This window comes from Peribacillus sp. ACCC06369, from assembly GCF_030348945.1.
In the GTDB taxonomy this organism is placed as follows: domain Bacteria; phylum Bacillota; class Bacilli; order Bacillales; family DSM-1321; genus Peribacillus.
Genome location: NZ_JAUCEN010000002.1, coordinates 2,260,492 through 2,276,992, shown reverse-complemented (window position 1 = coordinate 2,276,992; position 16,501 = coordinate 2,260,492). Strand labels below are relative to the sequence as shown.

Here is a 16,501-nt window from a genome sequence, read left to right as displayed (position 1 = left end):
CCCTCTTGATTAGTCTTCACAAGGCGCAGGCTCTATGTTTATTTTGGGAGCAATGTCCTGATAAGAAAAATTCTGTATCTTTTTTGAACGTTTGAAGTATTTAAAAAGCCGCTCATTTGGATGGGCATTTTGCTTATACTCCCCGACAATGTCCGTAATCAATTCAACAAGCCGTTCCGGTTCAATGCCTTCAGCTACCGGCTGACCTGGATGGGCCGTTCTTCCAACCGGTTTAGCTCCAAGAAATAAGTCGAACTTCCCTTTTCGGAAAACAATCCCGATGTCATCCATCACGGCACTATAACAAGCCATTCCACACCCATTAAATCCGATGTTCAGTTCCTTAGGCATTTTCATTCCGCCAAGCACCCGGTGTATTTCATCCGCATATGGTATGGATTCCGCTTTTTCACCATCACAGAAATCACAGGCTTTTAATGTCAGTACATCTCCAATCGGCGATAATAGAAAGTTTGCTGATTGCAATTTCCCCGTAATGACTTCCGGGTCCGTTGTCGGGATCTTTAAAACGATCTTATGATTTGGCGTGTATTCCATCGTTCCCTTTTCCCCGACAACTTCCGCAAGTGTCATCATTTGTTTGGGAGTGAATTGTTTATTCGCCACACCTGGACTTACGGCAAGTTCGAATACCGACTCCATTTTTTGCTGGACAATCGGCTTAATTGATTGCTGAACGGTTTGACCCTTCACTCTTGACAAGGCTTCCATTGCCATTTCAAAAGAAGCGGACTTCTTTTCTGGTGCTTTTGTAAGTAATCCAACTCCTCCAGCAGGCTCTGTTAAGGTTTCTTGCATGGAATCGGCTTCTTGATCTAATGCCCACGGTTCTGCTTCTTTTTGCAGACGCTGATGCGGCTTCAATGTTTGCTTTTCCGAATTCAATGTATATTTCCTCTGATAACCTCTTGGTGTGATGATTTTGTCATCGTATAAGAAGGTGGATGAATTACCGATAATGACGGTGGTCAACATTCCAATATCGTGATTCAACATATCTTTCAAATTGGTTATGACAATATCCTGCCGATCGCGATAAGCACTTTTCACCAACCCGACTGGTGTATCTGGCGAACGGTAGCGAAGGAGAATTTTCTGTGTTTCAACAATTTGCCTAGTCCGCCTGCCGCTGCGCGGATTATAAAGCGCAATGACAAAATCAGCCATTGCAGCTGCTTCCACCCTTTTAGCGATTAGGTCCCAAGGAGTTAAATGATCACTGAGGCTGATCGTACACGAATCGTGCATGACTGGTGCCCCAAGTAAAGACGCACAAGAGTTGATTGCAGAAATACCAGGAATGACTTCAATGCCCACTCCAGTTTCTTCTTTCCAACCTTTTTCAATCAATACTTCATAAACCAACCCTGCCATCCCGTACACTCCGGCATCCCCACTGGAAATGACAGCCACTTTTTTTCCCAACTCCGCTTGTTTTACTGCTTCCTGAGCACGTGATACCTCTTCAGTCATCCCCGTACTAATGATCGTTTGATCTGTAAGCAGTCCCTGAATGAGTTCAACATAAGTTTTATAACCAATGATGTAGTCACTTTCTTGAAGGGCTTCGACAGCACGTTTGGTAATGTGTTCAAAATTCCCTGGTCCAAAGCCCACGACGAATAATTTACCGTTTGTACTCATTAAGACATCTCCTTTTACGATTTGTTCTTTGAAATACCCGTATGAGCAGGAAAATCCGGATTAGGCGTCATTTCCCCATCACTGAATTGGTAGATCATCTGTGGAACATATTCCCCATCTTCGATATTGCTGACAATCTCCCGACCGAAATCAGGCGTATCCACTCTATACCATTTCCCTTGGGGATAGGCAATCACAACGCAGGCATCCTTACATCTTCCGTTACAGCGTGTCCTGGTTGTATGAATTTTCAAATCCAGTCCCTTTGAAGTAATTTCATCACGAATCGCTTGAGTTACTTCTTCCCCGCCCTTTTTCATGCAACTGCTTCCATTGCAAATCAACAAATGCGTATTTGTACCCTTCAAGTTCCAAGTAGTCATCTTCTTCCTCCTGAGTTCAGGGAAAAGGCAAAATAAAAAACCTTAACATAAGAGTCAAGGTTTAAAAAACTATATGAATGAGGAGCCCTCCGCAAATATGCTGAATCTCCCAAAATCGTCATAGTCCTTCTACCTTTCCCTCCGAAAAGTATCATACAATTTCAAAAGCAGGTTTCCTGGCTTACGCTTCATTTTACTTTGTCCCTTCCCGGCTTTAAGCCAGTGGTTATCGACAAATTCATCAGCGTTTACAGTAGCGGGGGCTGCATCGGATTTTCACCGATTTCCCTATTATCCCTTGCATATTCACACAAGAGCACTTTTAAAATGAAATATTTGGTTTTATTATACAATTATAGCTAACCTTATCTATCATATAACAACTTTAGCAAAATTCAATAGTTTATTCCGACTGTTTAGAAAAGTTTAATAGTGTAAATCCAGCCATAAGCCTTTCCTCTCTGCAATCTTAGTCAAAAAAAAAAAAAAAGAGAGTGTAGCTGGAATTATTTCTTTATGGTACACTATACGAGAATTTTCGAAATAATTACATAAGTTTTATGGTGTTGAATTTCTCGGAATTCAGCTTAAAAGGGAAGCCGGTGAAAGTCCGGAGCGGTCCCGCCACTGTAAAGGGAAGTCCTATTACGTTAACATTAATCCACTGTCAAATGAGATGGGAAGGATGTAACGGGACAATGAACCTAAGCCAGGAGACCTGCCATGAAGCGTGAAACTGTTTCAGCCTACGAGGATGGGTGTGCGGATCAGGCAGAATGGCCCATATTGGTTTATGCTGCAAAATTCCTGTTCATTACGCACTTCTTTCTTTTGAGAGAAGTGCTTTTTATGTTGGGCGCCGCTTTTCTTCTAAAGTTTTGGCAGAAAAATTAAAGGTGTTGAAAGGAGAAAGAATGAAAAGAGTCAATTGGAAAATTCTTTATTTTGTCATTTTACTGCTTCTTGTCCCAAAACGTGCGATGGCCATGCATATCATGGAGGGCTTTTTACCAATTGAATGGGCCATATTTTGGTGGGCCGTGACCCTTCCATTTCTAATCTTGGGTTACCGGTCCATTAGGTCCAAAGTAAGGGAAAACCCAGAAACAAAAATGATGCTCGGTCTATCGGGTGCATTCGTATTCATATTATCTGCCTTGAAGATTCCTTCCGTTACGGGAAGTTCTTCACACCCTACCGGAGTTGGTTTAGGTTCCATATTATTCGGGCCATTGGCCATGAGTGTCGTAGGCTCCATCGTTCTATTATTTCAAGCTGTTCTACTGGCTCACGGAGGATTGACGACATTAGGGGCCAATGCATTTTCCATGGCTGTATGCGGACCTTTCATTGCTTACTTTGTCTTCAAGGGCGCAACTAAATTGGGGTGGTCTTTTTCGCTGGCCGTTTTCTTGGCAGCTGCTTTTGGCGATTTAGGAACCTATGTGGTAACTTCCGTTCAACTTGCACTTGCTTTTCCATCCGAGGTAGGTGGATTCATGGCCTCATTCAATAAATTTGCTGGAATATTTGCCCTGACCCAAATTCCCTTGGCAATCAGCGAGGGATTATTGACAGTGGTTGTGATGAATTTCCTAAAAAAATACAATCTAGGCGAATTGAAATTGCTGCGAGTTTTATCTAAGGAGGCCCGTTAACATGAAAAAAAGTTTATTGCTGCTTTTCCTGGTCGTCATTCTTGCCACCATACCGTTAATAACCCAACAAGGAACGGAATTTGGCGGTGCCGACGGCGAAGCTGAAGAAGCCATCACTAAAATTCAGCCGGAATACAAGCCTTGGTTCAATAGTATTTGGGAGCCGCCAGGTGCAGAAACCGAGAGCTTATTATTTGCGCTGCAAGCTGCAATCGGAGCTGGTTTCATTGGATACTTCATTGGCGTAATGAGACAAAGGAATAAACAAACCAAACAAGAAATGAACGAAAAATCGAAACATGTTACTCATTGATAAATATGCCTATTTCAATGGGCTAAAGGATGTACATCCGTTGGAAAAGATGATTTTTGCACTCTCCCTTATGCTGTTTTCGTTAACGGTAAGGGATTTGGCCGTTTCGCTCATCACTTTTATGGTGATGAGCGCTTTAATCATTTTTGTGGCAAAAATCCCGCCTTCGTATTATCTGAAATTACTCTTATTACCAGGATTCTTTCTAGTATCAGGCACACTTACCATCCTTTTTTCTATCTCCAGTACATTTACTTCGATGCCGAATATTTGGTGGTCCTGGAAAGTCGGAAATTGGCAAATTTTCATCAGCGATGGCAGCATTGGTACAGTGACCAATTTGATCACTGTCGTATTTAGCAGTATAAGCTGTTTATATTTCTTAACCTTGACTACACCCATTACCGTCATTCTATCCGTACTGCGGAAACTTAAAGTCCCTTCCTTATTGATCGATTTAATAGAATTGACCTATCGCTTCATCTTTATTTTTTTAGATACAGCTTTGGCCATTCACTTAGCACAAGCTTCAAGACTGGGATATGGTTCGGTAAGGCAAGGCATTCGATCTCTCGGGTTACTAACCTCATCATTATTTTTGGGAGTATTCCAGCGCTCTGGGCAATTGACGATGGCCATGAACGCAAGAGGATATCAGGAGAACCTTTCTTATATCGAGGATACTTATACCTTTTCCTCACGCAATTGGCTGATCGCCATTGTAATACTAGGAAGCTTAATCCTTATTTATGGATATATGTAAATTGGAGGAAATTCAAAAATGGAAGAGCATTTCTTTAATATAGAGGGCCTCACGCATCAATATGCAGATGGGACGTTCGCGATAAAAGATCTTTCAATACTGATTCAACAAGGTAAAAAGATTGCATTATTAGGCAATAATGGAGCCGGTAAATCGACTCTATTCCTCCATTTAAATGGTCTTTTACAACCAACATCAGGAACAATCAGATTTAAAGGCAAGAAAATGAAATATGACCGTAAAGCATTATTATCATTACGAAAACAAGTCGGAATCGTTTTTCAAGATCCCGACTCCCAGCTTTTTTCCGCTAATGTTCAACAGGATATATCGTTTGGACCGATGAATTTAGGATGGGATAGAAATGTAGTCCAGGAGAAAGTGCAATGGGCGATGGATCAAACGGAAGTAACGGAAATGAAAGACAAACCTACCCATTTTTTGAGCTTAGGGCAAAAAAAACGTGTCGCCATTGCCGGGGTACTAGCCATGGAACCCGATGTCTGGCTCTTAGACGAGCCTACCGCTGGATTGGATCCTTATTTCTCCAGACAGATCATGGCTCTGCTGGACAGTATCCACCACCCAGACAAAACGATAATTCTATCAACTCATGATGTTAATTTAGCCTATCAATGGGCTGATGAAGTCGTTGTCATGAACGATGGTAAGGTCATATACCAAGGGGACCCTGTATCCGTTTTTCATGATGAAGACATTTTGATGAAGGCTCATCTCGAGAAGCCGTGGGTTTTTGAAATGTTTCAAGCCCTTCTTCAATCAAGAATACCCGGAGAAAAGGAACTTGTCCCCAGAACGAAGGAAGAATTGTTTCAAAAAATCGAGACAGAAAAAATTTATTAATTAAAATCCCCTAGCTTCTTTCATCATTCAAAAAGCTAGGGGATTAAATCATTATATTCTTAAAATATCAGTCGAAAATTCTTGACCCTAACCAAAAAACAAGTCATTTCCTTTCTTCCTCAGATTCTTCTTTTTTAATCTCGATATCCTTTCCGTTTACATCATCAATGACTGCTTTTATCTCGCCTTCCGCATAAGTATCCGAAACTTGTTCGTGGGTTGTAGCCAATCCAGAAGATAAAGTATCTTCCCGTTTATAATCGCTGACATCATATGTTCTTCCTGCGATTTCTGAAGATTCATTTTTTGATTGCTTGCTATCCATTGTTTTCACTCCCAGTTTTCAAATTGTCCAATCATCGATTGACGGCAGTAATAAAGACAAAGGTATTTTGTGTAAAAAACAAAGCAATATTCAATAATGATAAAAAAAGGAGGAAAAAAGGCTGACTCTACTTATTTTCAATCAATTGATTTCACAAAAAAACTTACAAGCAAAATCCCTTCTCAAGGACTTTACATGTAAGCTTAATAAGAGGTTAGGCCTCCTTCTTCACATCCACATTATCGTTTGGGTCACCCCAACATTCCACATTCTTCAAACCTTTAATATTGTTCACATGGAAGACAGGATTTTTCCCACTTTTCTTTTGCTTTTGATAATCCGCCAGTGCAGCAAATGCAATTTTCCCAAGTAATGCTATGGCTATTAGGTTGATAATGGCCATAAGGGCCATCAGCAAGTCAGCCAGTCCCCAAACAAATTTCAGTGAGGCAAGCGAACCGAATATCACCATCCCTACAACTGCGATACGATAGATGTTTAACCAAACCTTATTTTCATTGATGAAGCCAATGTTCGACTCTCCATAATAATAGTTACCCACAATGGAACTAAAGGCGAATAACAGTACAATGATGGCAAGGAAAATACCAGCCCAAGATCCCAATGCGGTTCCAAGGGCATTTTGGGTAAGAACGATTCCATCCGTTTCCTTCGATGTATAAAGACCTGAGAACAAAATGATGAAGGCAGTCGAACTGCAAATGATGAGCGTATCGACAAAAACACCCAGAGACTGAATGAGCCCTTGTTTGACAGGATGACTGACATCAGCAGTCGCACCAGCATTAGGTGCACTACCCATCCCGGCTTCATTTGAAAACAAGCCGCGCTTGATTCCCTGCATCATGGCTGCTCCCAGTACTCCGCCAGCCACTTCTTTTATTCCATCGAATGCACTTTCAAAGATCAAAGCAAAAACACTCGGTAACTCGGTAATATTCATGATGATGATGATCAACGCCACTATCACATAGGCTCCTGCCATGATGGGAACGATAACTTCAGATACCTTTGCAATCATTTTGATCCCGCCAAAAATGATGACAGCCGTGACGATAGCCAGGATGATTGCCGTAACCCACTTTTCAATTCCAAATGATTCGTTGAATGCGCTTGTAATCGTATTGGCTTGTACCGAATTGAAAGCAAGTCCAAATGTAAGCGAAATCAACACAGCGAACGTGATCCCCATCCAACGGGCATTCAATGCTTTTTCCATATAATAGGCAGGACCGCCACGGAATGCATCCCCATCCTTGACCTTATAGATTTGAGCAAGTGTACTTTCAATAAAAGCCGAAGCAGCTCCGATCAGTGCTATTAACCACATCCAGAAAACGGCTCCCGGACCTCCCATGGTGATTGCGATGGCAACACCTGCAAGGTTACCCGTTCCTACCCGCGATGCCGTGCTTATGCAAAATGCCTGAAACGATGTCACACCTTTTTTATCAGCTGTGGCCCCTTCGCCCAATAGCCTGAACATTTCCCCTACCATTCTGAATTGGACAAACTTCGTGCGGACGGAAAAATAAAGACCCAATCCAATCAACATGATGATCAATATGGAAGACCATAACACATCATTTGTCTCACTAATAAATTTTTCTAACATCTCCATTAAAACAAACCCCTCTACTTAACTCTAAATATTATTTCAAAAACTTATACAACTATAATTTATTTCCCGATTCATTAGGGAGATAAACAAATGAAGCCCATAAAAAAAGGAAATTCCAGAATGAATCTCCAATACAATAATATATTATATCCTAACTCACATTTTTTTTCATGCATGATTTGGTGGAATCAATCGAAAAAATATAATATTTCAATATCATTCTCTAATGATAATAAATCATTCTGACTCACTTCATTTAACATTCACTACAACGTTAAATAAATTCCATTGTTATCCTTAATATTCAAAAACATCTTACTATATAGTGCATAAAAGCCTCACACGTCCCGATTCCAGGTTATCATGCGAGGCTTATTTTGCATTCATCTGCTCTATCTTATATTCTGGTTTGCTGTAGGTCTCAATGTTGAAATTAGGCTTTTTTATGATATCCTTGTTCTGCCTCTCCTAGATGGTTGGAATACCTTGTGCAAACATCTTTCTTAATTCTTTCTTGTCAATTTTTCCAATCGGCGTTAATGGAAACTTATCAATAAAATAGGCTACTTTAGGAACCATATACTTAGAGGTTCTTTGTTTGCAGAAATCAATTAATTCCTCACTAGTACAGGTCAATCCTTCTCGCAGTGTTACCACGACACAAACTACTTCTCCCCAATCTGGATGGGGAACGCCTATGCAAGCACTTAATGCAACAGAAGGGTGCTGGTTCACCACTCGTTCCACTTCTGAAGAATATACATTCATCCCGCCTGTAATGATCATATCTTTCTTCCTATCTACAATATAAAGGTAACCGCTTTCATCCCATTTACCAATATCACCAGTGTAGAACCAACCATCACGGATGTATTCTTGAGTAAGATCAGGTCTTTGATAATAGCCTACCATCATTGCTGGTGATTTTACGATAATTTCTCCAAACTCGGATGGTTTTACATCATTTCCATCTTTATCAATCAGTCGAACTTCGGTGAAAATGCACGGTTTTCCACAGCTTTTCAAAATTTCCGAATTGTTATGATAAGCCCATAAATGAGCGCTTTTCGATAGTCTGGTAATGACAATATTACACTCTGTCATGCCGTATTGCTGGCGCATGATAGGCCCGAATACTTCAAAAGCTTCTTTAAGGCGCTTTTGTGAAATTGGTGACGCGCCGTAGAAGATATTGCGCATGGAGCTCATATCATATTCCATCTTCTTTGTCTGATCAAGGAGTCTGTATAACATTGTCGGTACCATGAATGTCGTCGTAATTTTATGTTCCTTTATCGCCTGTATGAATGCTGCAGCGTCAAATGAGCCCATCACATAGACATGGACGCCCGAAACAAGGGATCTCCAAAGTAATGAACCGGCAGAATGCACAATTGGCGTACTTAGCAATACCCGGTCTCGGTCGTCTAACGGGTCTTCGATAGCCGCAGAAAGTATGGCGGCGCCGAGTCCTTTCTGGGAATGCATGACGCCTTTGGGTGTACCCGTCGTCCCGCCTGTGTATGACAGAAGGGCAATGTCTTTTGCTTCAGCTAATGGCAAGTCCATATTTTTTATTTCACCGGGCCATTGAAACTGTTCAAACTCCTCCGGATAATTAATATTAAATCCAGGAAGCCCAATGATATGGACACCGTCCTTCTTCATTTCTTCTAAATACTCAAATAAGGTGTCAAAGTGTGTCTGCGTAGCTATTATGACCACTTCTGGTTTTGCTTCCTTTAAAATGAATTTTATTTCTCGTTTCCCCAGTTTTTCACTTAATGGCACTAGGGTAGCTCCACATTGCTGGATAGCCAAACCAAACATCACACTTTCCAAACTGTTTGGAATGATAGAAGCTATGCGGACACCCCTTCCTGCACCCAAGCGAAGTAAATAAGAAGAGATAAGTTCTGCTTTTCTCCATAACTCTTCGTAAGTTATCGTTTCTCCGTTTGGCAACAAGGTAATGGCCGGCAGTTCTCCAAATCGTTTCATTCCTTTATTCAACAGTGACTGAAATGTCAACTTATTCAGCATAGATCATTTCCTCCCTCGATAAAGGGTTTTACCCTTTTAATAATGCTTTGGCAATTGTATTTTTTTGAATTTCTGAGGTTCCGCTTAATATCCGATACATTCGTGCACTCCTGTACATCTTTTCTACTGGATGCCCTTTTACCAAGCCTTTAGAGCCAAAGATTTGGATAGCCTTATCGGCCACACGGCTATTTACTTCTGAAGCAAACAGTTTAGCCATGGAGGTGCCGGCCCGATCCTCTTGTCCTTGATCGATTTTTTCAACCACATCATAGACCATGCACTTTGCCGCGTAGATTTCCGTCGCCATTTCTGCGAGCATATGCTGAATTGCCTGGAAGTCACCGATAGGCCGGCCGAATTGGACTCGCTTTTTAGCATGTTCAATAGATAAATTGAGAAGGTGTTGAGCCATCCCGATGAAGCCGGCCGCATGGGAAGCGCGATTTGTGTTTATTCTTTTCAATCCGAGCAGTAACCCTTTTCCTCTTTCTCCGATTATATTGGCGGCAGGAACTCGACATTGATTGAAATTCAATTCAGCATGTATGCGTTCTCCTGATAGTGGGACTTGAATGTCTCCTAGTTCAAACCCCGAATGATGGGGTGTTTTTTTATCTACCAGGAAAGCAGTGATTCTATCTTCTTTTTCTCCTTTCTGAGTTTCTTTCGCTATGACAATGGCGAAATCAGCATAGGGGGCCGCACTGATAAAATGTTTTTTACCATTTAATATATAATCATTCCCGTCTTTAACGGCTGTTGTTTCGATAGCAAAAGCATCTGATCCAGCATTTGGTTCTGTAAGGGCAAAGCAGCAGCTAGCTTCTCCCCTCACCACCGGCATCACATATTTTTCTATTTGCTCCTGTGTAAAACTTTCCAACATCTGACCAATTCTTAGCGGCCCGCCAACCTCCCCTATAACCTGCCCCCATAAAACCGCTCCGGAACGGGCCAATTCTTCCTTAAACATGCATAGCCCTTTTAAGCTAACATCTTGTCCCCCATATTTTTCAGGGAGGTTAATCCCGTAAAAGCCCAATTCCCTGGAGCGTTTTCTTACCCATTGTATGGCTTCCATCGGGATATCCTCTTCAGCGTTTAATTCATGCTCCTGTTCGTAGGGAAGCAATTCATTTTGAATAAAATCCTGTAACTTTGTTTGAAGTACCTCTAATTTCTCTTCCTTCATAGTTACCATAGTTTTCCCCTTTCACCTTTAGATTTCGCATTTAATTTAATATTCAAAATGTTATAAAATTAATTTTAAATGTAAATTATATTTAAGTAAATTAAAGAAATATGATACAAACATAAGAAATATTGATGTAAATGCAAAAAAATATTAGTTTCCCAATCACCATAGGAAACTAATATTTAAGAGTAGTGTAGAATTCGAGACATTTAATAAACTCTCTTGCAGCTTTTGAAAAATGTTGCTTCTTAGAGCGAACGTAACCGAATTCCATTGAATTATTTTCTAGCTCCACCAAAGGAATAGCCACAAGTTCCCCGCTTAGGAAATAGGGATCGCTGTTAATTCCAATATCATACGAAAAGGAAATGGCTAATCCTTCAGCGACCGTTTTTTTGATAATCTCTGTATTATTTGTGAAAAACAAAATATTCATCTCACCGTATAGAGTAAAAAATTCTTTAATAAATGTCTTCATTCTTGGTCCATTGTAGACGACTAAATCTTGGTCCAGCAGCTCTTGTGGGGTTATGCTTTTCCGGTTCACTAGAGGGGAATTCTTACTGACCGACACAATCACTTTTGCTTCCATTAGGGGCTGAAATTCCAACTCATTTTCTTTCGGTTTAACCCTTGGGATATTTAATAGTCCGATGTCTATCTTATCATTCAGTATATCTTCGGTTATCTCTTGTCCCCCTTTCTCTTCAATCATAATTTTCACCTCGGGATACTTCTTCTTAAATAACGCTAATGATTTAGGTAAAACCGTAAGAAATAAACCTTGTGTAGATGATAGGCGTAACTCTTTTTCCATCGTATCTGAATGTATTTGGGCACTGTCTCTTATTTCTTCCAATTTGCTTAATACTTCAAGAGCTTTCTGGATGATTTCCTTTCCATCTTCTGTAGGTATGGTTCCTAATCGTGACCTCTTGAAGATTTTTATACCTAATTCCTTCTCCAAACTCGTAATGGCCATGCTGATTCCAGATTGAGAGATATGAAGGCTTTCTGAAGCCGTGGAAATCGAGTTAACCTCGGCTACCTTAATGATATATTCCAATTGTTCAATATTCATGGTTCATTCTCCTTCTATCCTATTACAAATATAATACCTCTAACAGTAAGCCCTTTCAATTATAGAGAAGGAGAATCAGAACCCATCACAATGTCTGCACCAAAGCAGGACTCCATTCCTAGTTTTAAACTATGGTAGTTGTTTTTTCGTATTCTTTAGCTGGCTGTGCCCGATTATTTTTAATAGATACGGCAACAACCGTTCCCAATAGCGCCGTTATCACCAAAAACAGGAAAGCTGCATTATAGGAGTCATTAAACAAACTGATAATCAAACCGAGGGCTAAAGGAGAAACCGCACCTGCAATTTGACCGGCAAAAGTTACGAGTCCCGATGCAGAGCCCGTAAGTTCCTTTGGTGAGTATTTTATGATGATCGTGTATAGAACGGTTCCAAAGAAGGACAGCGCTACGGAGTTGAGAGTGAGATAAGTGATGATAAGTGCTATAGACGTGGCGTTAGACATTAAAAAGAGAAAAATTGCCGATAATAAAGCACCTGCAGCAGCAAGATACTTCTCCCGGTTAGCCATATGCTTATCCAGAAGCCAACCGCTTACATTAAACATCAAGAAACCAAAAATATAAGGGATTGCCAATAAACCCCCGGCTGCTATTAAATCAACCCCTTTTTCCTTAACCAAATATATAGGCATCCAAGTGATCAGACCATAGTTGATAATATTTGATATAAACTTGAAAGTTATGAGTTTCCAAATGTTTTCAATTTTAAATAAAAGTTTCAGAGCTACCTTTTTTTGTTTCGGTTTATCTTTTTTAACCGCTTGAGTTTCTTGAGGCTTTAGAATGAACCAAATTCCGAAAGAAATTAATATCCCTAGAATTCCGGCAATGGTAAACAAGCCCCGCCAACCGAAAGCCACCACCATGGAAGCGGCAAGTGCAGTACCTAATATCCCGCCAATATTCTGGGCAGATAGGAAAAACGAATTTGCCCGGCCCCGTTCTTCTTCCGGGAAGTTATCTCTTATAGTGGACATACTGGCAGGATAGAAAGGCCCTTCACCTAACCCGAACAGAAAACGGATGAATAATAAAGACATAAATGACCAAGCAAACCCCGACATTACCGTGAACAAAGACCAACTGAATAAAGAAACAGTAACCATGACTCTGGCTCCGTACTTATCGGTCATCCATCCACCAAGCGGTTGCATGAGAGAGTAACTAACAAAAAATATACTGATTAAAAAACCTGTCTGGGACGTATTGAGATGAAACTCATCTGCAATTGGAATAATACCGACATTTATGGCAACACGATCAAAAAAGCTTAAAATCATTCCAACAAATAAAAGGCCGCTAATCATTAATTTTCGTTTCTTACTTGCATACAGCTGCATTCCCCATCACTCCATCTTTTATATTTTCACAAAACTCCCCCCCCTTGAAGGAAGCGCTTACAATCCCTTTCAAATTACAAGACTTGAAATTTTTCTTTTTATGGTTATTGATTATTGTTCTGTGACTTTTAGGAGCGTTTCATTCATTAAAAAACAATGAATGAATTTATTAAAACGAAAATGGATGCCTACAGGATAAATGATACATTCAAACCCACGAGACTATATATTAGACTCGTGGGTACAGATATTGGTCACCGATCCATCCTGCTTACAAAATATAAAGCGATTGATTATCACGGAGTAACGATATTAATCTTTGGTTGAAATTGATCCAGCAAAGACAAGAAATCTTCGAATTTTTCGTTATTACCAGAAATGGAAACTTTCCCGGCCGCCGCCATTTTGGATAAATCTTCACGTCCTAGAGCAATCTGATAGAAGGTTATTCTATCTAATGTTAATGTTGCATCAGGAGCGGACGCCATTTTCCCTTTTTTGAAATTTAACACAGTATTATCCAGATCAATCATGTAATTAGTTTTCGAATCTGTAAATGTCATATTGAATGTCATATTTTTATTTTCCGCTTTTGTTCCGTTTAATTTAATGGATAAGAATTTCAGGAAATCATCCATTGGCATATTGAGCAGCGTATCGAGATTCATCATTCCGCCACTTCCCTTCGAGTTTGCCACTCCATTCCTTAACTCATCTGCGCCGGTAAGATAGAAATTACGCCACACAGAAGATTCAGCTGAGTATCCTTATTGCTCATAAGCTTTAGCCAGTAAATTTTTTGCTTCTGTATTTTTGGGATTGGCCATGACTACATGCTTTAAGACTTGAGCAACCCAGCGATATTCCCCTTTTTTATAATCAAGTTTTGCCCGCTTGATGACCTTCTTTTCCCCACCCATATATTCTATATATTTAGCTCCCGATTCCTCTTGTGGTAATGGATCCAAGTCGGATGGATTACCGTTGAAATATCCTAAATAAAAGTTGTACACCGCTTTTACGTTGTGTTTCAATGTTCCGTAATACCCCCGATTGGCCCAGACTTTATCCAACATTTCAGGAAGCTTTAACTTTTCCGCGATTTCATCTGGTGTGAGACCTAAATTAGCTAATCGTATGGTTTGGTCATGAATATATTTGTACAAATCACGTTGACTTTCCAACTGTTCCAGAACACGGTCTTTCCCCCATATAGGCCATGTATGGGCGGTAACCATAGCATCTATATCTTCATTTCCAAACAGATCTACTGTTTCATCAAGTGCCTTTACCCATTTTAAGGTATCTCTGGTTTTAGCTCCCCTTAATGTATAAATATTATGTAACGTGTGTCCGGTGTTTTCGGCTACCACTAAAGTTTTGTAATCATTGATATAGTAATGCATCTCAGATGGAGCTTCTGAATCCGGCGTCAATAAAAATTTAAATGTTATTCCGTCTATTTCCACCGTTTGAATATCATCCTTTACTTCAATCGTTGGAGGTAAATAGCTAAAAGTTCCGTTACTTAATCCCGGGCCAATACCAGAAGTTACAAATCCTTTTTCATTTGCAGGTAAAAGATTTCCGAACATATACCCTGCACGCCGAGACATTATATTACCTAAAAGAATGTTCTCACTTAGCGCTTCTTCGTTAAATCCTTCTGGGACAATAATGGGCACCTTTGCTGGATTTTCAGCGTATTGAGCAATGCCTTTTATACCACCAAAGTGATCCGCGTGACTATGACTAATAACTATTGCAGTTACTGGTTTTTTGGGTCGATGTTCAAAATACAGTTCCATGGCTGCATTGGCTGTTTCAATTGTAGAAAGTGTATCCAAAACGATTAATCCTGTTCTTCCTTCAACTATGGTAAGCACTGATAGATCCTGTCCCCGAACTTGATAAACTCCATCTACAACTTTAAATAAGCCCGTTATATTTTGTAATTGAGCCTGTCTCCACAAGCTAGGGTTTACAGTATAACTTGCCGGCTGATCTTCTTTGATGAATGAATATCGATTGCTATCCCATACTACGTTACCTTTTGAATTTTTAATTGGATTCATATTTAAAGGTGCAATAAATCCCTTATGTGCATTTTCGAAATCTTCCTTATCTGTAAAATCCAACTGTTTATAAACAGCCTTATTTGCTGAAATTGTTGAATGTGTTGCCGGCATTGGCATATCGGGCGCAGCATTTGTAACAGAATGTCCTACTAGTAAAACAAAAACAAATGGAACGGAAACAATTCCTTTAATAAAAGATTTATTGGACATTCCATACCCCTTTCCCATTTGAGTTATTAGATATCAAAGTTGTAATTTCTTCTTTATATTGAAACGGTAGTCTTTCTATTTTTTAAATATTTAGAATAATGTAACTTTATTTTATAATTGATTTGTCATTAAGTAAATTTACTATTTTTCATAGTAACTTCAATTTTATTTATATAAAATCCACTTGTATCCATTAATACAATTCGTTTTTTAGCTATGGCTCGGAAGCTAAAAAGCATACATGCATACTTTATTTCCGGTATATTTTGAACATAAAGACATATGAGATAGTTTTTTCTATAGAAAATATGTAATGCCCCATTTTGTTATACATTTCATATAAAGGTGCGTAGGCTGTATATCCAAATGCAAAAATGCCCCTCTCTATTGAGAAGAACCTTTATCCAATGTAAACACCTCTAACTTTTTATATTGTAGAAGTCTTTGCTTTTGCATCTACTAATTCGAACCTTTAAGCTGGTTTAACGAAGATTGAGAACTCAATTCTAAAAATTAGAAGAAAGCCCGCGGCAAAAAAGCAGGAATACATAAAACCAAGTGATACGTTTTCATATGCGATTGTCAAGCACCAGTGATAAAAGGCCTCCCTGCTATATTCATAAACGAAGCGCTTTGGCTCGTCATTAATCCTGATCGGCCAGGAAGTAACTACATTAAAACCTGAAGGCTAGTCATTAAAAAGTATAGGCACAGCCTTTTGCCATGCTTTGAGCGATGGTTATCCAGGTAGGGGCATGAAAATCGTGGTGGAAGCCAAGACCATGCCTGCTATCAATACGCTATATCCCAATTTCATCTCTGCGATTCTATTAACGTAACCTGGCATCCATAGTCCCAGCCACATCATTAACCAAAACCATGAAAACGCTGCCAATAAACTATTTTCAAAAATCA

General features: G+C 39.8%; 17 protein-coding genes and 2 riboswitches. Of the genes, 6 read left to right on the top strand and 11 right to left on the bottom strand.

Annotated elements, in window-relative coordinates:
• Positions 1 to 9: 9 nt before the first annotated feature.
• Together cobJ and QUF78_RS11945 are read right to left on the bottom strand one after the other, a co-directional pair.
• Positions 10 to 1,665 carry a precorrin-3B C(17)-methyltransferase gene (cobJ, locus tag QUF78_RS11950; protein ID WP_289324816.1) on the bottom strand — a complete coding sequence of 552 codons (1,656 nt, stop codon included), beginning with the start codon at positions 1,663 to 1,665 and terminating at the stop codon, positions 10 to 12.
• Positions 1,666 to 1,679: 14 nt separating this feature from the next.
• A complete protein-coding gene (locus tag QUF78_RS11945; protein WP_289316654.1) occupies positions 1,680 to 2,048 on the bottom strand; it encodes a (2Fe-2S) ferredoxin domain-containing protein in 369 nt (122 codons plus the stop codon).
• 149 nt (positions 2,049 to 2,197) lie between these two features.
• Positions 2,198 to 2,387: riboswitch (cobalamin riboswitch) on the bottom strand.
• A gap of 205 nt (positions 2,388 to 2,592) precedes the next feature.
• A riboswitch (cobalamin riboswitch) is annotated at positions 2,593 to 2,788 on the top strand.
• Between QUF78_RS11945 and QUF78_RS11940 the strand changes: the two genes are divergently transcribed.
• The 5 genes from QUF78_RS11940 to QUF78_RS11920 all read left to right on the top strand — a co-directional run bounded on the left by QUF78_RS11940 (position 2,772) and on the right by QUF78_RS11920 (position 5,646).
• Positions 2,772 to 2,942 carry a hypothetical protein gene (locus tag QUF78_RS11940; RefSeq protein ID WP_289324815.1) on the top strand — a complete coding sequence of 57 codons (171 nt, stop codon included), beginning with the start codon at positions 2,772 to 2,774 and terminating at the stop codon, positions 2,940 to 2,942. It overlaps the preceding riboswitch by 17 nt.
• Positions 2,943 to 2,962: 20 nt before the next feature.
• Positions 2,963 to 3,706, top strand: coding sequence for an energy-coupling factor ABC transporter permease (locus QUF78_RS11935; protein ID WP_230156421.1), 744 nt, complete (start codon positions 2,963 to 2,965; stop codon positions 3,704 to 3,706).
• A 1-nt stretch (position 3,707) separates the two neighbouring features.
• Positions 3,708 to 4,019, top strand: a complete 312-nt coding sequence (locus QUF78_RS11930) for an energy-coupling factor ABC transporter substrate-binding protein (RefSeq protein ID WP_289324814.1) — start codon at positions 3,708 to 3,710, stop codon at positions 4,017 to 4,019.
• A complete protein-coding gene (cbiQ, locus tag QUF78_RS11925; RefSeq protein WP_289324813.1) occupies positions 4,006 to 4,782 on the top strand; it encodes a cobalt ECF transporter T component CbiQ in 777 nt (258 codons plus the stop codon). Before QUF78_RS11930 ends, cbiQ begins: the two co-directional genes overlap by 14 nt.
• Before the next feature lie 18 nt (positions 4,783 to 4,800).
• On the top strand, positions 4,801 to 5,646 hold the full coding sequence (locus QUF78_RS11920) for an energy-coupling factor ABC transporter ATP-binding protein (protein WP_289324812.1): 846 nt from the start codon (positions 4,801 to 4,803) through the stop codon (positions 5,644 to 5,646).
• A 103-nt stretch (positions 5,647 to 5,749) separates the two neighbouring features.
• Here the strand turns inward: QUF78_RS11920 and QUF78_RS11915 are convergent, their stop codons facing one another.
• The 6 genes from QUF78_RS11915 to QUF78_RS11890 form a co-directional block, all read right to left on the bottom strand.
• Positions 5,750 to 5,971, bottom strand: coding sequence for a YozQ family protein (locus tag QUF78_RS11915; protein WP_289324811.1), 222 nt, complete (start codon positions 5,969 to 5,971; stop codon positions 5,750 to 5,752).
• A gap of 214 nt (positions 5,972 to 6,185) precedes the next feature.
• The gene (locus tag QUF78_RS11910; protein WP_289324810.1) at positions 6,186 to 7,613 is read right to left on the bottom strand and encodes an alanine/glycine:cation symporter family protein; all 1,428 of its coding nucleotides are present in this window, start codon (positions 7,611 to 7,613) and stop codon (positions 6,186 to 6,188) included.
• 468 nt (positions 7,614 to 8,081) lie between these two features.
• Entirely contained in the window at positions 8,082 to 9,656 is a 1,575-nt protein-coding gene (locus tag QUF78_RS11905) for a class I adenylate-forming enzyme family protein (protein ID WP_289324809.1), read from the bottom strand.
• 28 nt (positions 9,657 to 9,684) lie between these two features.
• Positions 9,685 to 10,860 carry an acyl-CoA dehydrogenase family protein gene (locus QUF78_RS11900; RefSeq protein WP_289324808.1) on the bottom strand — a complete coding sequence of 392 codons (1,176 nt, stop codon included), beginning with the start codon at positions 10,858 to 10,860 and terminating at the stop codon, positions 9,685 to 9,687.
• A gap of 169 nt (positions 10,861 to 11,029) precedes the next feature.
• Positions 11,030 to 11,935, bottom strand: coding sequence for a LysR family transcriptional regulator (locus tag QUF78_RS11895; RefSeq protein ID WP_289316662.1), 906 nt, complete (start codon positions 11,933 to 11,935; stop codon positions 11,030 to 11,032).
• Positions 11,936 to 12,059: 124 nt separating this feature from the next.
• Entirely contained in the window at positions 12,060 to 13,298 is a 1,239-nt protein-coding gene (locus QUF78_RS11890; protein WP_289324807.1) for an MFS transporter, read from the bottom strand.
• A gap of 156 nt (positions 13,299 to 13,454) precedes the next feature.
• Between QUF78_RS11890 and QUF78_RS11885 the strand changes: the two genes are divergently transcribed.
• Positions 13,455 to 13,625, top strand: coding sequence for a hypothetical protein (locus QUF78_RS11885; protein ID WP_289324806.1), 171 nt, complete (start codon positions 13,455 to 13,457; stop codon positions 13,623 to 13,625).
• Here QUF78_RS11885 and QUF78_RS11880 read toward each other — a convergent pair.
• From QUF78_RS11880 to QUF78_RS11870, 3 genes are all read right to left on the bottom strand, one after another.
• Positions 13,595 to 14,044, bottom strand: a complete 450-nt coding sequence (locus QUF78_RS11880) for an alkyl sulfatase C-terminal domain-containing protein (protein WP_289324805.1) — start codon at positions 14,042 to 14,044, stop codon at positions 13,595 to 13,597. The genes QUF78_RS11885 and QUF78_RS11880 overlap by 31 nt on opposite strands.
• Before the next feature lie 21 nt (positions 14,045 to 14,065).
• Entirely contained in the window at positions 14,066 to 15,586 is a 1,521-nt protein-coding gene (locus QUF78_RS11875) for an alkyl/aryl-sulfatase (protein WP_289324804.1), read from the bottom strand.
• A 739-nt stretch (positions 15,587 to 16,325) separates the two neighbouring features.
• Positions 16,326 to 16,451 carry a hypothetical protein gene (locus QUF78_RS11870; RefSeq protein WP_289324803.1) on the bottom strand — a complete coding sequence of 42 codons (126 nt, stop codon included), beginning with the start codon at positions 16,449 to 16,451 and terminating at the stop codon, positions 16,326 to 16,328.
• Positions 16,452 to 16,501: the final 50 nt, after the last annotated feature.

Coding starts and splice junctions, on each gene's coding strand:
- QUF78_RS11890 (WP_289324807.1), bottom strand. CDS start 13,298: ATGCAGCTGTATGCAAGTAAGAAACGAAAATTAATGATTAGCGGCCTT.
- QUF78_RS11920 (WP_289324812.1), top strand. CDS start 4,801: ATGGAAGAGCATTTCTTTAATATAGAGGGCCTCACGCATCAATATGCA.
- QUF78_RS11915 (WP_289324811.1), bottom strand. CDS start 5,971: ATGGATAGCAAGCAATCAAAAAATGAATCTTCAGAAATCGCAGGAAGA.
- QUF78_RS11885 (WP_289324806.1), top strand. CDS start 13,455: ATGAATGAATTTATTAAAACGAAAATGGATGCCTACAGGATAAATGAT.
- QUF78_RS11905 (WP_289324809.1), bottom strand. CDS start 9,656: ATGCTGAATAAGTTGACATTTCAGTCACTGTTGAATAAAGGAATGAAA.
- QUF78_RS11900 (WP_289324808.1), bottom strand. CDS start 10,860: ATGGTAACTATGAAGGAAGAGAAATTAGAGGTACTTCAAACAAAGTTA.
- QUF78_RS11870 (WP_289324803.1), bottom strand. CDS start 16,451: ATGTGGCTGGGACTATGGATGCCAGGTTACGTTAATAGAATCGCAGAG.
- cbiQ (WP_289324813.1), top strand. CDS start 4,006: ATGTTACTCATTGATAAATATGCCTATTTCAATGGGCTAAAGGATGTA.
- cobJ (WP_289324816.1), bottom strand. CDS start 1,665: ATGAGTACAAACGGTAAATTATTCGTCGTGGGCTTTGGACCAGGGAAT.
- QUF78_RS11875 (WP_289324804.1), bottom strand. CDS start 15,586: ATGTCCAATAAATCTTTTATTAAAGGAATTGTTTCCGTTCCATTTGTT.
- QUF78_RS11895 (WP_289316662.1), bottom strand. CDS start 11,935: ATGAATATTGAACAATTGGAATATATCATTAAGGTAGCCGAGGTTAAC.
- QUF78_RS11930 (WP_289324814.1), top strand. CDS start 3,708: ATGAAAAAAAGTTTATTGCTGCTTTTCCTGGTCGTCATTCTTGCCACC.
- QUF78_RS11940 (WP_289324815.1), top strand. CDS start 2,772: ATGAAGCGTGAAACTGTTTCAGCCTACGAGGATGGGTGTGCGGATCAG.
- QUF78_RS11945 (WP_289316654.1), bottom strand. CDS start 2,048: ATGACTACTTGGAACTTGAAGGGTACAAATACGCATTTGTTGATTTGC.
- QUF78_RS11910 (WP_289324810.1), bottom strand. CDS start 7,613: ATGGAGATGTTAGAAAAATTTATTAGTGAGACAAATGATGTGTTATGG.
- QUF78_RS11935 (WP_230156421.1), top strand. CDS start 2,963: ATGAAAAGAGTCAATTGGAAAATTCTTTATTTTGTCATTTTACTGCTT.